General features: G+C 67.0%; 12 protein-coding genes. 9 read left to right on the plus strand and 3 right to left on the minus strand.

Annotation, left to right across the window (positions count from 1 at the left end):
- The first annotated feature begins 29 nt into the window (after positions 1–29).
- From AC1DJT_RS08860 to AC1DJT_RS08895, 8 genes are all read left to right on the plus strand, one after another.
- A complete protein-coding gene (locus AC1DJT_RS08860; RefSeq protein WP_441504827.1) occupies positions 30–767 on the plus strand; it encodes a GntR family transcriptional regulator in 738 nt (245 codons plus the stop codon).
- 164 nt (positions 768–931) lie between these two features.
- Entirely contained in the window at positions 932–1,915 is a 984-nt protein-coding gene (locus AC1DJT_RS08865; protein ID WP_441504828.1) for a Bug family tripartite tricarboxylate transporter substrate binding protein, read from the plus strand.
- Between the two features lie 164 nt (positions 1,916–2,079).
- Positions 2,080–2,577 (plus strand): tripartite tricarboxylate transporter TctB family protein, encoded by a 498-nt coding sequence (locus AC1DJT_RS08870; protein ID WP_441504829.1) that lies wholly within the window; start codon positions 2,080–2,082, stop codon positions 2,575–2,577.
- 10 nt (positions 2,578–2,587) lie between these two features.
- The gene (locus AC1DJT_RS08875; RefSeq protein WP_441488799.1) at positions 2,588–4,117 is read left to right on the plus strand and encodes a tripartite tricarboxylate transporter permease; all 1,530 of its coding nucleotides are present in this window, start codon (positions 2,588–2,590) and stop codon (positions 4,115–4,117) included.
- 88 nt (positions 4,118–4,205) lie between these two features.
- Complete coding sequence (locus AC1DJT_RS08880; RefSeq protein WP_441504830.1) at positions 4,206–7,127, plus strand: FAD-binding and (Fe-S)-binding domain-containing protein; 2,922 nt, start codon at positions 4,206–4,208, stop codon at positions 7,125–7,127.
- Positions 7,128–7,202: 75 nt separating this feature from the next.
- Positions 7,203–8,546, plus strand: coding sequence for a YncE family protein (locus AC1DJT_RS08885; RefSeq protein ID WP_441504831.1), 1,344 nt, complete (start codon positions 7,203–7,205; stop codon positions 8,544–8,546).
- Positions 8,547–8,705: 159 nt separating this feature from the next.
- Complete coding sequence (locus AC1DJT_RS08890) at positions 8,706–9,662, plus strand: AEC family transporter (RefSeq protein ID WP_476833920.1); 957 nt, start codon at positions 8,706–8,708, stop codon at positions 9,660–9,662.
- A gap of 125 nt (positions 9,663–9,787) precedes the next feature.
- On the plus strand, positions 9,788–10,882 hold the full coding sequence (locus tag AC1DJT_RS08895) for an NADH:flavin oxidoreductase/NADH oxidase (RefSeq protein ID WP_441488803.1): 1,095 nt from the start codon (positions 9,788–9,790) through the stop codon (positions 10,880–10,882).
- A gap of 22 nt (positions 10,883–10,904) precedes the next feature.
- Here AC1DJT_RS08895 and AC1DJT_RS08900 read toward each other — a convergent pair whose 3' ends face one another.
- Both AC1DJT_RS08900 and AC1DJT_RS08905 read right to left on the minus strand, forming a co-directional pair.
- Complete coding sequence (locus tag AC1DJT_RS08900; protein ID WP_476833921.1) at positions 10,905–12,062, minus strand: winged helix-turn-helix domain-containing protein; 1,158 nt, start codon at positions 12,060–12,062, stop codon at positions 10,905–10,907.
- A gap of 45 nt (positions 12,063–12,107) precedes the next feature.
- The gene (locus tag AC1DJT_RS08905) at positions 12,108–12,821 is read right to left on the minus strand and encodes a spermidine synthase (RefSeq protein WP_476833922.1); all 714 of its coding nucleotides are present in this window, start codon (positions 12,819–12,821) and stop codon (positions 12,108–12,110) included.
- 215 nt (positions 12,822–13,036) lie between these two features.
- On the opposite strand from AC1DJT_RS08905, the gene AC1DJT_RS08910 reads away from it, so the two are divergent.
- Positions 13,037–14,917 (plus strand): TRAP transporter large permease, encoded by a 1,881-nt coding sequence (locus tag AC1DJT_RS08910; RefSeq protein WP_441504833.1) that lies wholly within the window; start codon positions 13,037–13,039, stop codon positions 14,915–14,917.
- A 37-nt stretch (positions 14,918–14,954) separates the two neighbouring features.
- On the opposite strand, the gene AC1DJT_RS08915 is transcribed toward AC1DJT_RS08910, so the two are convergent.
- A partial coding sequence (locus AC1DJT_RS08915) for a LysR substrate-binding domain-containing protein (protein ID WP_476833923.1) occupies positions 14,955–15,302 on the minus strand: 348 nt, incomplete at its 5' end.

A 15,302-nucleotide genomic window follows, 5' to 3' on the forward strand; every position in this document is an offset into this window, starting at 1 on the left:
GGGGCCGCCCACTCGCGTAGCAAACCAGCATGACGACTATCGCGCTCGACACTGAGACGACCGAAAGCCCGTCGCTGCGACGCGAGGACGGCACCGGCCAGACATCGCTGCACGGCGAACTCCTGGCCGCGCTGCGCGACTATATCGTCGAGGGCAATCTCGCCGATGGCGCACGCGTGCCCGAGCGCCTGCTCTGCGACCGGTTCGGCATCTCGCGCACGCCGCTGCGCGAGGCGCTCAAGGTCCTGGCCGCGGAAGGGCTGATCGACCTCCTGCCCAATCGCGGCGCACGCGTGCGCGCCCTGAGCGCCGATGATCTGCGCGAATTGTTCGACGTGATGGGCGGGCTCGAAGCCCTGGCGGGGCGGCTGGCCTGCGAACGCATCAGCGACGAAGAAATCGCCGAAATCGAGCAATCTCATCACGAGATGTACCGTTTCTACCTGCGGCGCGACATGCACGGCTATTTCCAGTGCAACCAGGACATCCACCGCATGATCGTCGCGGCCGCCGGCAATGCGACGCTCAGCGCGACCTATAACAGCATTGCCGGCCGCATCCGGCGCGTACGCTATTCCGCCAATCTCGACAAGGAGCGCGACCGCTGGGGCGAGGCGATGCGCGAGCACGAGGCGATCCTCGATGCCCTGCGCCGACGCGCCGGCAGCGAGCTCAGCGACATCATGTTCCTGCATCTGCGCAACAAGCGAAAAGCCGCGCAGCATCAGAGCGCCGCGCAGGCGGACGACGAGAACAGCCTTGCCTGAGTCCAACCCCAGCCTGAGACCTCCCCGGCATTGATACGGGACGGCGGCCGGGCAGTGTCGTCGTCAATTCGGCCATCATCATTTTTCAGATTGAATGCAAAATTTTTTGATTCTAGGCTCTCGCCACGGCGCCGACAGAGCGCGTTGCAGGGAGGTTGGAAGAGATGAAGCAGCATTGGCTTGCCGCTGGCGCGGCGCTCGTAGCAGTTACGACCCCCGCCCTCGCCTGGGAGCCGACCAAGGCCATCGAAATCGTCGTGCCTTTTTCGGCCGGCGGCGCCTCCGACCAGATGGCGCGGACGATGCAGGGCATCATCCAGAAGAATAACCTGACCTCGCAGCCGATCATCGTCGTCAACAAGCCGGCCGCCGGCGGCGCCGAGGGCATGCTCGACATCCAGAAGGCGGCGGGCGACCCGCACAAGCTGATCACCACGTCGAGCGGCATCTTCATGACGCCGATGGCGACCAAGCTGCCGCTGAACTGGACCGAATACACGCCGATCGCGATGATGGCGCAGGATTCCTTCGTGCTCTGGGTCAACGCCAAGGCGCCCTACCAGACCGCCGGCGACTTCATGACAGCGGCCAAGGCCGCCTCGCCCCCGCTCAAGATCGGCGGCACCTCGTCGAAGCGCGAGGACAACCTGATCGTCTTCGGCATGGAGAAGGCCGGCGGCGTCAAGTTCGCCTATATCCCGCACACCAGCGGGGGCCAGGCCTCGACCCAGCTTTCCGGCAATCACATCGACGCCAGCACGAACAACCCGGCCGAGGACGTCGCCAACTGGCGCGGCGGGGCGACACGGCCGATCTGCGTCTTCTCCGAACAGAAGATGACCTACTCGACGCCGGTCGCCGACGGAAAATCCTGGGCCGATATCCCGACCTGCGCCTCGCAGGGACTGAACGTCACCTATCAGATGCTGCGAGGCATGTTCATGCCCGGCAAGGTCACCAAGGAGCAGCAGGCTTTCTACGTGAACCTGTTCAAGAAGGTCTCCGAGACGCCGGAATGGAAGGACTACCTCGCCCGCAGCGCGCTGGTTCCGGACTATCGCGACGGCGAGGCGTTCGTGACCTTCCTCAAGGCCGATGAGGAGAAGCACGCCAAGCTGATGGGCGAAGCCGGCTTCACGGCGAAGTAGCCCTTGCATGATCGGACCGGAAACATATCCGATCCGATCATGCAGCCTTCTACGTTTGCATCGGCTTTTCCGAAAACCGCGCCCACTTTTCGGGCCGATGCCTGAGCCCGACCGGCCCGCCGTCACGGCGGGCCTCAACCCTCTGCCGACGTCCGGAGATGTCGATGTCCGCTCATCCTGAAGGCGAAGCGCCGCGCGGCCTCTCGCGCCGCCCCGTCGAACTTGGCACGGCCGCGATCCTGATCGGCCTCGCCTTCGTCGTGCTCTGGGATTCCTATGGCCGCGGGGCCGGCTGGGACAATGGCCCGCAGAACGGCTTCTTCCCCGCCCGCGTCGGCTGGCTGTTCCTGGCCGCCTCGCTGTTCATCCTGGTGCAGTCCTTTCGCACAGAGAACAGCGTCTTCGTCACCTTCGAGCAGCTCGGGCAGGTCTCGCGCGTGCTCGGCCCGCTCGTTCTCTTCGTCGCGCTGATCCAGCCGCTCGGGCTCTATGTCGCMGCGAGCGTCTTCATCCTCGTCTTCATGGCCGTCGTCGCGACCTCGCGCTGGTGGAGCATCGTGCTGACGGCCGTCCTCGTGCCGATCGTCTGTTTCTGGATCTTCGAACAGCAGTTCCGCGTGCCCCTGCCCAAGGGTCCGCTCGAAGCCATGCTCGGCTATTGAGGTTGCGCTGATGGAAGACCTCTCCTCGCTGATCGCCGGCTTCCAGGTCGCGCTCTCCTGGCACAATGTCGGTTTCATGGTGATCGGCGTGGTGCTCGGCATCATTGTCGGCGTGCTGCCGGGCCTCGGCGGTCCGAACGGGGTCGCGATCCTGCTGCCGCTGACCTTCGGCATGGACCCGACCTCGGCGATCATCCTGCTTTCCTCGATCTACTGGGGGGCGTTGTTCGGCGGCGCGATCACTTCGATCCTGTTCAATATTCCCGGAGAGGCCTGGTCGGTCGCGACCACCTTCGACGGCTATCCGATGGCGGTGCAGGGCAAGGCGGCCGAGGCACTGACGGCCGCCTTCACGGCCTCGTTCATCGGGGCGCTGTCCGGCGTCATCCTGATTACCTTCGTCGCCCCCCTGGTCGCCTCCTTCGCGCTGCGCTTCGGGCCCGCCGAGTTCTTCGCCGTCTTCCTGCTGACCTTCTGCTCCTTCATCGGCATGGGCCGGGAAAACCGGGCAAAGATCCTGGCCTCGCTCTGCATCGGCTTCTTGCTGGCGGCAGTCGGGCTCGACTCGATCTCGGGCGATCTGCGCATGACCTTCGGCTCGACCGAGCTGATGCGCGGCTTCGACTTCCTTATCGTCGTAATCGGCCTGTTCGGCGTCAGCGAGATCCTGCTCACCGTCGAGGAGGGACTGGTCTTCAAGGGCAAGCAGGCGACGATCGATCTCAAGGTCGTGCTGCGGACCTGGGCCGGGCTGCCGCGCTACTGGGCGACGCTCGTCCGCTCCAGCCTCGTCGGCATGTGGATGGGCGTGACGCCCGGCGGCGCGATCGCCGCCTCCTTCATGGGCTATGGCCTCGCCAAGCGCTTCTCGCGGCGCGGCGCCAATTTCGGCAAGGGCGAGATCGAGGGCGTGCTTGCGCCGGAGACCGCGGCGCATGCCGCCGGCACCAGCGCCTTGCTGCCGATGCTGGCGCTCGGCATCCCGGGCTCGGCCACGGCGGCCGTGCTGCTCGGCGGCCTGCTGGTCTGGGGGCTTCAGCCCGGGCCGATGCTCTTCGTCGAGCAGAAGGACTTCGTCTGGGGGCTGATCGCCTCGATGTATCTCGGCAACCTCGCCGGCCTGATCATCGTGCTGGCGACCGTGCCGCTTTTCGCCGCGATCATGCGCATCCCCTTCTCCTTCGTCGCGCCGGTGATCCTGATCGTCTGCGCTATCGGCGCCTATACGATCTCCAACTCGATCTTCGACATCTGGCTGATGCTGATCTTCGGCATCATCGGCTATGTCTTCAAGAAGCTCGACTACCCGCTGGCGCCGCTGGTGCTGGCGCTGGTCCTGGGCGACCGGGCCGAGGACGCTTTCCGGCAGGCCCTGCTCGGCTCGGGCGGCAGTCTCGGGGTCTTCTTCGCCAACGGGCTCGTCACGACACTGGTTGCGCTCGCGATGATCCTGCTCTTCTGGGGGCCGGTGTCGGACCTGATCGGGGCGGTGCGGCGCAGAAGCGGCCGGGCCGGAAAGGCGGCAGAAGCCGCCGAGTGAGAATGCGTTCGGACGCRAACGCGGGTCGTCCCGGCCAAATTGAAACGCAGAGCCGGGTCGAGATGAACTGGAATGGATACGTGACGCGATGACCCATGCTGCCCCCCTCGCCAAACAGGGCTCGCGCAATCTCGGGCTCGAACGGCGCCTCGCCCAGGCGCTCGAAGGCGAGGTCCGCTTCGACGCATTCACGCGCGGGCGTTATGCCACCGACGCCTCGATCTACCAGATCATCCCGCAGGGTATCGCCTTTCCGAAGAGCGAGACCGACATTGCGGCCGCGCTCCAGATCGCGGCCGAGCACGGCGTTCCGGTGATCGCGCGCGGCGGCGGCACGTCGCAAAACGGCCAGCCGATCGGCGATGCGCTGATCCTCGACATGAGCCGGCATTTTAACGCGATCCGCGACTATGACCCGGCCTCGCGCACGGTCTCGGTCGCGCCCGGCATCGTGCTGGAGCAGCTCAACAGCCATGTGAAGAAGGACGGCCTGTTCTTCCCGGTCGAGCCCTCGACCGCGAGCCGCTGCACCATTGGCGGCATGGCCGGCAACAACTCCTCCGGCGCGCGCTCGCTGCGCTACGGCAAGATGGTCGACAATGTCATTGCCCTGCGGGCGCAGTTCCATGACGGCGAGGCCTTTGCGCTGGGCGAGAACCCGGTCGGCGACAATGCCTCGGTCAGGACGCGGGACCTGATGACGCGGATGCTGTCCCTGGCGGACGGGCACCGCGACGAGATCGAGCGCATCTTCCCGAAGGTGCAGCGCCGGGTCGGCGGCTACAATCTCGACGAGCTGCTCCCGGCCCGGCCGAACCTGTCGCATCTGCTGGTCGGCTCGGAAGGCACGCTCGCGATCACCACGGAGGCGACGCTCAGGCTCTCGCCCCTGCCGACCCACCGCGTCATGGGCGTCTGCCATTTCCCGGATTTTCGTGCGGCGATGGAGACGACGCAGCATATCGTGGCGCTGGGTCCGGTCGCGGTCGAGCTCGTCGACAACAATGTGCTGGTGCTCGGTGCCGATATCCCGCTCTTCGTGCGAACGCTCGCCGACATCACCAGGGGCCAGCCGAACTGCCTGCTGCTGGTCGAATTCGCCGGCGACGATCTCGCGGCGCTGAAGTACGACCTGAAGCGGCTCGACCAGTGCATGGCCGATCACGGCTTTGCCGACGCGGTCGTCGAGGTCGTCGAACCGGCACGGCAGAAGCCGGTCTGGGAGGTGCGCGAGGCCTGCCTCAATATCATGATGTCGATGAAGGGCGACGGGAAGCCGGTCTCCTTCATCGAGGACTGCGCCGTCCCGCTCGAACATCTCGCCGACTATACCGACGCGGTGACCGAGCTCTTTACCCGTCACGGCACGCGCGGAACCTGGTACGCCCATGCCTCGGTCGGCTGCCTGCACGTCCGCCCGATCCTGAACATGAAGGACGAGGCCGGGGTCAAGGCGATGCGCGGCATCGCCGAGGCCGCCTGCGACCTCGTGCGCCAGTTCAAGGGCTCCTATTCCGGCGAGCATGGCGACGGCATTTCCCGCTCGGAATTCGTCGAACCGATGTTCGGCGGCCCGCTGACGCGCGCCTTCGAGGCGGTGAAGGACGGGTTCGACCCGGAGAACCGGCTGAATCCCGGCAAGATCGTGCGGCCGCTCAAGATGGACGATCGCAGCCTGATGCGGTTTCCGCCGGGCTATGCGACGCCTATCCCGGCCGCAACCGCACTCGATTGGTCCGATTGGGGCGGGCTCGGCGGCGCCGTCGAGATGTGCAACAACAATGGCACCTGCCGGAAACTCTCCGGCGGCACGATGTGCCCGTCCTATCGCGCCACCAGGGACGAGACCCATCTGACGCGCGGGCGCGCCAACAGCCTGCGCCTCGCGATCTCCGGGCAGCTCGGCCCCGACGCCTTCACCTCGCCTGAGATGAAGGAGACGCTCGATCTCTGCGTCTCCTGCAAGGGCTGCAAGCGCGACTGCCCGACCGGCGTCGACATGGCCCGGATGAAGATCGAGTTCCTCCACCATTATCACCAGCGCCATGGCTTGCCCCTGAAGGAACGGCTGATCGCCTGGCTGCCGCGCTATGCGCCCTATGCCGCGAAACTGGCGCCGCTGATGAACCTGCGCGATCGCATCCCTGCTCTGGCCAAACTGAGCGAGCGCTGGCTCGGCTTCAGCGCGCGCCGCTCGCTGCCGGTCTGGCGCAAGCCCTGGGTGCAGGCCGGCAACCCGGCAACGCCTGGCGATGTGAAGGGCGACGGCCGCGACATCGTGCTCTTCGGCGATACGTTCAACCGCTACTACGAGCGCGAGAATATGGAGGCGGCTGAGCGCGTGCTCGCGGCCGGCGGCTATCGCATCCACAAGGTCGAACCGGCTGACGGCGGCAGGCCGCTCTGCTGCGGACGGACCTTCCTCTCGGCCGGATTGGTCGACGAGGCGCGCATCGAGGCCAAGCGCACGCTCGATGCGCTCTCGCCCTATATTGCCGGGGGCGCCCGCATCGTCGGGCTCGAACCGTCCTGCCTGCTGACCTTCCGCGACGAGTTTGGCGCGATCCTGCCCAAGGAGCAGGTTGAACCCGCGGCCAGCGCGGCTTTCCTGCTCGAAGAGCTGCTCGCGGCCGATATCAAGGCGGGGACGACCACGTTGCCGCTGAAGGACCAGGCGGGCCGCGTCGCCCATCTGCACGGGCATTGCCACCAGAAGGCGTTCGCGGCGATGGGCGCCGTCGAGGCGACGCTCCGCGCGATTCCGGGTCTCGACGTCAAGCCGATCGAGTCGAGCTGCTGCGGCATGTCGGGTGCCTTCGGCTACGGCGCGGACACCATGGATGTCTCGCTCGCCATGGCCGAGCTCTCGCTGCTGCCGGCAGTGCGCAAGGCAGGCGCGCAGGACCTCGTCGTTGCCGATGGCACGAGTTGCCGCCACCAGATCCACGATGGTGCAGGCCGAGAGGCGCTGCATGTCGCCCGCGTGCTCGACATGGCGTTGGAGGGCTGACGCGAAAAGCCGGAGCGGCAGCAGGCATCCCAACCAAGGACCCGGACAAACGGGTGAGCCGAAGGAGGACGGACGATGCTAAGGACGATGCTTCTGACTGGCGTCACGGCGCTGATCGCTGCCGGAGGAATACAGGCCGCCATGGCAAAGGACTATTTCCTCGCAAGCGGGCGCTGGGACAATGTCGTCCTGGTGATCGACCTCGAAAGGGCGATCGATCCGGCCAATGACGGCACGCCGAAAGCGGTGGTGAACCGCATCCGCGTCACGCCCGATATCGACGCGACCGGGACCGGCAAGGCCGACACAATCTCCAGCGGCCAGCCGATCACCATCACCATCGCGCCGGATTACCGGCGCGCCTATGTGGTCAATCATTCCGGCCGCACCAGGCCCGACGATGCCGCCGCCTTCCAGCACGGCCATGCCGGCACCGTCACCATCGTCGATCTCAAGAAGGCGCTCGATCCGGCGAGCAACGGCACGCTTGCGGCCGTCGAGGGTTATATCGAGACGGAAGGCTTTGGGCCGACCGGCTTCGCGATCGCTCCTGACGGCCGGCATGCCGCGCTCGCCCATGCCGAACAGAAGGGCGACGAGGATGGCGGCCGCCATATCAGCATCGTCGACCTCGCCAGCAACAAGGTCATTCGTCGGGTCGAGCAGGCTTTCGGCAAGCCCGGCTTCCCATGCCCTCCCGATCCCGTGCCGCACCGCGCGCCCGACCCGAAATTCGGCTGTTTCCCTGACACCAACGGCGTGACGATCAGTCCGCTCGGTGGGGGCACGATCTTCGGCGCCAATGGCGGAACGGACGATATCTCGGTGATCAGCCTGCAAAAGGCGATTGCGGGTGAAGTCGGAGCGGAGATCGCGCGCATTCCCGTGCAGGCGGGCGGCTTCGGCATCTCGACCAGCCCGGACGGCAAGCTTGTGGCGCATGCCTCGCGCGAGAACGCGCAGACCGACAGGCCCGGCAATACCGTCTCGATCATCGATGTCGAGAAGGCGCTGTCGGACCCTGCCAAGGCCGAGGTCGCCCGCGTGCTGGTCGGCACCGACGACAAGTCCGTGCCGACACGCCCCTTCGTGGCGGCGTTCCTGCCGGACGGCAAGCGCATCCTGTCGACGCATTTCCGCTCGAACAATATCGACATCATCGATGTCGCCAAGGCCATCGCCGGGCAGCCGGCAACGATCAAGAGGGTCGAGTTGAAGACGCCCGGCGGCGAGCCCTCCCGCCCGCGCGGCATCGCGATCACCCCCGACGGAAAATATGCCGCGATCACCGGAGCGCCCAAGGGCAAGTCGAATTCCAGCGTGGTCTGGATCGTCGATCTCGCGAGCTACGAGGTGAAGGGCCGCGTCACCGAGATCGGCAATGAGAGCTACATGATCGGCGCCTTCCAGGCGAACTGATCACGACGGGGCCTGCGTTGGCGGCGGGCGGTCAGGCATCGGGCCGCATGGCCAATGCCAAGTCCCGGCTGGTAGAGAGCAGGACAACGCGCGTCATTCCGGTGCCGGGACAGGCACGGCCGGGACGACGCGCGGGTTCTCCAGCCGTCAGCGCAATCGATGCTTCAATTCCTTGCCACCAGCACGCCGTTCTTCGCGGTGATCGCGCTCGGCGCATTGGTTTCCGGCCGCACGCTGTTCGGCCCCGATTCCGTCAGGGTGCTCAACACCTTCGCCTTCATGATCGCGACGCCGGCAATGGTGCTGCGCGTGATGTCGCGGCAGCCGATCGCCGAGCTCTGGAACACGACCTTCTTCGTGGCGCTGGCAGCAATCGGCGTGACGATCATGGCGCTTGGCATCCTCATCGGCACGCGGTTGCGCGCCCTGCCCTTCCCCAATGCGGTCTCGCGCGGRCAGAGCCTCGTCGGCGGCAATTTCGCCTTTCTCGGCATTCCCCTGATGCTGGCCTTCCTCGGCGAGCGCGCCGCAGCGCCGATCGCGATCGGCCTGATCTGCGACACGGCGCTGGTCGTGCCCCTGTCGATCGGGMTGATCGAGGCCGGGCGCGGCGCCGGTTCGGCACCCGCCATTGCCGGCCGGCTCATTCGCGGCACGATCCTCAACCCCTTCATGCTGTCGATCGCAGGCGGCCTCGCGCTCTCGGTCAGCGGGGTCGCGATCCCGGAACCGGTCGACCGCTTCCTCTCCTTCCTCGGAAATGCGGCTGCGCCGGTCGGCGTCTTCGCGCTCGGCCTCGCGGCGCGACAATGGAGCGGTGGCGGCAGCAAGCTCCCGGCCCTCGGGATTGCACCACTGGTCGTCGGCAAGCTCGTGCTGCACCCGCTGGTGACCTGGATCGTGCTTGCCGTCGTGCTCAAGCTTGACGCGTTCTGGGTCACGGCCGGCGTGCTCTATTCGGCCCTCCCCATCGCGGCGAATGTCTTCGTCATCTCCGAGCGCTTCGAGACCGATAGCCGGCCAATCGCGGCTGCGATCGTGCTCTCCACGGCCCTGGCGGCGCTGACCTTCCCCGTCGCGATCTGGCTGGTCTCGGCTGCCACGGGAGCGCCGTAGCGCTCTCTTCGCAACTGCAACCGTGCCCTTGCGCTGTTGCCTGTAGTCAGCGGCTTGGCGAGACGGCTAGAAACAGCCGGTCGGCGGGTCCGTCCGCGCGGCGCGATGGAACCGCCGGAGGCATCATGACCAGCCAGCTCTTCACCCCGTACAAGCTCGGCGGCCTCGAACTCGCCAACCGCATCGTGATCGCGCCGATGTGCCAGTATTCGGCCGAGGATGGCCGGGCGACCGACTGGCATACGATCCATCTCGGCCATCTCGCCCTGTCCGGCGCCGCGCTGATGTTCATCGAGGCGACGGCCGTCGAGCCGGAGGGCCGGATCAGCCCGCTGGACCTCGGCCTCTGGTCGGACGAGACGGAAGCGGCCCTGGCCAGGACGCTGGCGGCGGTCCGTGCGTATTCCGACATGCCGATCGGCATCCAGCTCGGCCATGCCGGGCGCAAGGCCTCGGTGGCCGCGCCCTGGACAGGCGGCGGCCAGCTCGGGCTCGACCAAGGCGGCTGGCAGACGCTTGCCCCGTCCGCCATCCCGTTTGGCGATCATCCCCGGGCGCCGCTCGCGCTCGATCTCGCAGGCATCGCCCGCATCCGCGAGAACTTCGCCGCATCGGCCAAGCGCGCCGTGCGGCTGGGCTTGCAGGCGATCGAGCTGCACGCCGCCCACGGCTATCTCCTGCACCAGTTCCTCTCGCCGCTCTCGAACCAGCGCGGGGATGAGTATGGCGGCTCGCTCGAGAACCGCATGCGCCTGCCGCTCGAAGTCTATGATGCCGTGCGGGCCGTGGTCCCTGCGGAGATCCCGGTCGGCTTCCGCGTCTCCGGCACCGACTGGGTCCCGGGCGGCTGGGACGTCGAACAGACCGTCGCTTTCGCAAGGGCGGTCGAGGCGCGCGGCGGCAGCTTCATGCATGTCTCCAGCGGCGGGCTCTCGGCCAAGCAGGCGATCCCGCTTGGGCCGAATTACCAGGTCCCCTTCGCCCGGGCCGTGAAGCAGGCGACCAATCTGCCGAGCATCGCCGTCGGGTTGATCACCGAGCCGGATCAGGCCGAAGCGATCGTCGGCACCGGCGATGCCGATCTCGTCGCGCTGGCGCGCGGCATCCTCTACGATCCGCGGTGGCCCTGGCACGCCGCCGCCCATCTCGGTGCCAGCGTCAAGGCGCCCAACCAGTATCTGCGCTCCCAGCCGCGGCAGTTCCGCAATCTCTTCGGCTGAACGCAAGCCTGAGCCAGCTGGATCAGGTCTCCAGCTGGAAGCGCTCGAACCGGTGCAACGCGTCCTCGATGGCCGCCTTGTGCCGCTCGGGAGAGCCTTTGCCGACCCAGTTCCATTGCTGGACGAGAAGCGTCCCGTTCGCGCGATCGGCCTTGAGGTCGATCGCCGCGACGATCTCGTCGCCGACCAGAACCGGCAGGGCGAAATATCCCATCGCCCGCTTCTCCTTCGGCACATAGGCCTCGAACAGGTGATCGTAGCCGAAGAAAAGCTTCAGCCGCTTGCGCTGGATGATCAGCGGATCGAAGGGCGAAAGGATATGGACCAGCTCGGCATCCGGTGCCGGCGTCGGTTCGAGCATGGCGGGTTGCGCCCAATGCTCCTGCTTTCCCGCCCCTTCGATCGTGACAGGCACGAGCGTTCTGCGGCGTAGCCTCGTCTCGATCAACTCGCGGATCGCGGGCTTGCGCGGCGCGTCGAGATGGCAGACCGAGTCGAGGCTGACGATGCCCTGCGATCGCAAGGCCCGGTCGAGGAGATAGTCGAGAACCTGTTTCTCGGTGRCCGGGCGTGGGGCGCGCTCCCAGCCAAAATGCCGCTCCGGAAGCTCGTAGCTCTTCAGCATGCCGGCGCGCTCGCAGATCGTCAGCGCACCGCTGAAGAAGGCGAGCTGCAGGGCGCGTTTCGAGGGCTTGCGGCTCGCCCAGGCATGATCCTTCTCGATGAGCACATCATCGTCGATGTCTCGGATCGAGAGCGCGCCATCGCGCCGAACGCGGCCCATGACCTTGCGCAGGTCCTCGTTCGTCACCGAATTGAACCAGCTCGGAGGGTTTTCGCGCCGCCGCTTCATCTCGGGCAGGAAGAAGCGCAGATCCTGGGTCGGGACATAGGCCAGCGCGTGCGTCCAGTATTCGAAGACGCTCTTGTCGATGCTCTGGGCCTGGCGCAGATGCGCGCGCTGATAGTCCGGAATGCGCGTCCACAGGATGTGATGATGGCAGCGTTCGACCACGTTGATCGTGTCGATCTGCACATAGCCGAGATGGTCCACCGCCGCCGGCGTGGCTTCGGAGCCGTCGCCAAAGGGAGCGAGCGTATCGAGCCGCTGGGCGCGTAGCCAGATCCGGCGGGCCTGCGACGGGCTGATCGAGAGGGGTTTTGGCGGACGTCTCGGCATGTCGGATCTATAGCGACGCTGCGCGCGCCCTCCTGTCAGGAGCGATCATGAACCGGCCCGCCGCGCGCGCTCGGACTGGGCGGCACCCGGACCGGTCGCGAGCCAGATCACGTGCCTTGCGCCCCCGCGCTTGCCGTTGGCGCGCGTCTTCACCTCCTCGACGGCATAGCCGCTCTTGCGCAGGCGCTGGGTGAAGCCATGATCGGGACCGGACGACCAGACGGCGAGGACGCCGCCAGGACGCAGGGCTGCGCGTGCGACGGCGAGGCCCGCCATGTCGTAGAGATCGTCATTCGCCCGGCGCGTCAGCCCCTCCGGGCCGTTGTCGACATCGAGCAGGATCGCATCGAACGCCGCGGGAGCGGCGCCGATCGTCCGTGCGACATCCTCCTCGCGGATGGTGACACGGGGATCGGCGAGGCAATCGCCGAAGACCTGAGCCATCGGACCGCGGGCCCAGGCGACGACGGCCGGCACGAGCTCCGAGACCACGATCTGCGCGCCTTGCCCGAACGCCGCCAGCGCCGCGCGCAGGGTAAAGCCCATGCCGAGCCCGCCGATCAGGATGCGGGGCTCCGGCCRGCCGGCAAGACGCGCCGCGACCAGCGTTGCCAGTGCCTCCTCCGAGCCGCTGAGGCGGCTGTTCATCAGCTCGATCGCGCCCAGCATGATCGAGAACTCCGCACCGCGCTGCTTGAGGCGGATTTCGCCGCCGCCACCCGGCATCGTCGCGGTATCGATCTGGATCCAGGGAATCACGGGTTCACTCGGCTTCTGGGGCGGCAGGGTTTCTGGGGTAGCAGCCGCCCGCAACAGCATAGCAGCGCCGGCTGCGCAATTCCCGCTCCGTGGATTCGCCAGTTTCAGGCCGGACTCCAGCGAATACCCGTTGCCCGGGAAGCGGCTGCCATCGCGCTCGCCTGATGCCACGCGCACGCCTATAAGGCACGAAAACAACGACTGGAAGAAACGTCATGGAGCTTCAGGCCGCAGCGTCGCAAGCGCCTGCCATCCGGCCCTCCAGCGGCCTCGGCCGCGCTGTCGGCCTCGTCGACCGCAGCGTCGGCGGGCTGGTCGAACTGGTCGTGGCCGTGCTCGTCGTCATCGAGATCGGCCTGCTCGGCGCCGGCGTCACGGCGCGCTACGTCTTCCATGCACCGCTGGTCTGGTCGGACGAACTGGCCTCGATCCTGTTCCTCTGGCTCTCCATGCTGGGCGCGGTGGTTGCGCTCCGGCGCGGCGAGCATATGCGCATGACCGGCCTGGTCAGCCGTGTCGGCCCGCAGACGCGGGCCTGCCTCGAGGCGCTGGCGATCACCGCCGGCATTGCCTTCCTGCTGCTGCTCCTGCCGCATGCGCTCGAGTATGCCGAGGAGGAGGCGTTCATCGTCACTCCGGCGCTCGAAATCACCAATGCCTGGCGCGCAGCCGCAATCCCGGCCGGTATCGGCCTGATGCTGGTCGTCGCCTTCTGCCGGATGCTGCGCCTGCCTTCGTTCAAGCCGGCCCTGATCGCGATTGCCCTGACGGCCGCCCTCCTGCTGCTGTTCTGGCTTGCCGGCCCCGTCCTGAAGCCGCTCGGCAAACTCAACCTGGTGATCTTCTTCGTCGGCGTCGTCGCGCTGAACGTCTTCTCCGGCGTGCCGATCGCCTTCTCCTTTGCGCTGGCGACCTTCGGCTATCTCGCGCTGACGACTTCGACCCCCCTGATCGTCATGGTCGGACGGCTCGATGAGGGCATGAGCCACATCATGCTGCTCGCCGTGCCGCTCTTCATCTTCCTTGGCGCGCTGATCGAGATGACCGGCATGGCGCGTGCCATGATCGAGTTCCTGGCCGGGCTGCTCGGCCATGTCCGCGGCGGCCTGTCCTATGTGCTGATCGGCGCGATGTATCTGGTCTCCGGCATCTCGGGCTCGAAGATCGCCGATATGGCCGCGATCGCGCCGGTGCTCTTCCCCGAAATGAAGGCGCGCGGCGCGGCGCCGGGCGATCTCGTCGCCCTGCTCTCGGCGACCGGCGCGCAGACCGAGACGATCCCGCCCTCGATCGTGCTGATCACCATCGGCTCGGTCACCGGCGTCTCGATTGCGGCCCTGTTCACCGGCGGCCTGCTGCCGGCAATGGTGCTCGGCGTCGCACTCTGCTGCGTCGTCAGATGGCGCTATCGCCACGAGGATCTCGGCCATGTCGTGCGCCAGTCGCGCCGGCAGATCGGCAAGCTCGCGCTGATCGCGCTGCCCGCCATCGCCCTGCCCTTCGTCATCCGCGCCGCGGTTGTCGAGGGCGTCGCCACGGCGACCGAAGTCTCGACCATCGGCATCGCCTATTCCGTGCTCGCCGGCCTGCTGCTCTACCGCCAGTTCGATTGGCGGCGCCTGCCGAAGATGCTGGTCGATACCGCCTCGCTGACCGGCGCGATCATCTTCATCATCGGCTGCGCCACCGCCATGGCCTGGGGCCTGACGCAATCGGGTTTCTCGCAGGATCTCGCCCGCATGATGTCTGCGATTCCCGGCGGCACCTGGGGCTTCCTGGCGATCTCCATCCTCGCCTTCGTCATCCTCGGCAGCGTGCTCGAAGGCATCCCCGCTGTCGTGCTGTTTGGCCCCCTGCTTTTCCCGATCGCCAAGCAGGTCGGGGTGCACGAGGTCCATTACGCGATGGTGGTGGTGCTCGCGATGGGCATCGGCCTTTTCGCCCCGCCCTTCGGCGTCGGCTATTACGGCGCCTGCGCGATCAGCAAGGTCAACCCGGACGAGGGCCTGAAATATATCGGAGCCTATATGCTCGCCCTGCTCATCGGCCTCGTGATCGTCGCCGCTGTGCCGTGGATCTCGACGGGCTTCCTGTAGCGCTGATCCTGCAGGCCATCGGGGACGGAAGCGCGGCTCAGGACGCGCTGCTGCGTCTTGCCTGCCGGGGCACCGGAGCAGTGCTGGCGGCGACGGCCGACGCATCATTGGCCTCCTTGGCCAGCGTCGCCGCCTCGAAGATCGCCGCCTCCTCGCGCAGCCAGGCGACGAGCGCCTCGAAGCCCGGCCTGTGCTCGGTGTTGGGGCTGAAGGTGAGCCAGCAGCCGGTTGCGCTCTCGAAGCCGAGACCGAGCGGGTTGATCAGGGCGCCCGAAGCCAGTTCCTCCGCCACATAGCAGCGTGGCGCCAGCGCGACGCCGAGCCCCGCCATCGCCGCGCGGATGATCACCGAATAGTAGCCGTAGCGCACGGTATGCGCGGGAAC

This window comes from Allobosea sp. 05T422_2 (genome assembly GCF_056396265.1).

Excerpts from the sequence above, each read along its gene's own strand:
- AC1DJT_RS08865 (WP_441504828.1), top strand. The coding sequence starts at position 932 with ATGAAGCAGCATTGGCTTGCCGCTGGCGCGGCGCTCGTAGCAGTTACG.
- AC1DJT_RS08910 (WP_441504833.1), top strand. The coding sequence starts at position 13,037 with ATGGAGCTTCAGGCCGCAGCGTCGCAAGCGCCTGCCATCCGGCCCTCC.
- AC1DJT_RS08895 (WP_441488803.1), top strand. The coding sequence starts at position 9,788 with ATGACCAGCCAGCTCTTCACCCCGTACAAGCTCGGCGGCCTCGAACTC.
- AC1DJT_RS08875 (WP_441488799.1), top strand. The coding sequence starts at position 2,588 with ATGGAAGACCTCTCCTCGCTGATCGCCGGCTTCCAGGTCGCGCTCTCC.
- AC1DJT_RS08885 (WP_441504831.1), top strand. The coding sequence starts at position 7,203 with ATGCTAAGGACGATGCTTCTGACTGGCGTCACGGCGCTGATCGCTGCC.
- AC1DJT_RS08860 (WP_441504827.1), top strand. The coding sequence starts at position 30 with ATGACGACTATCGCGCTCGACACTGAGACGACCGAAAGCCCGTCGCTG.
- AC1DJT_RS08880 (WP_441504830.1), top strand. The coding sequence starts at position 4,206 with ATGACCCATGCTGCCCCCCTCGCCAAACAGGGCTCGCGCAATCTCGGG.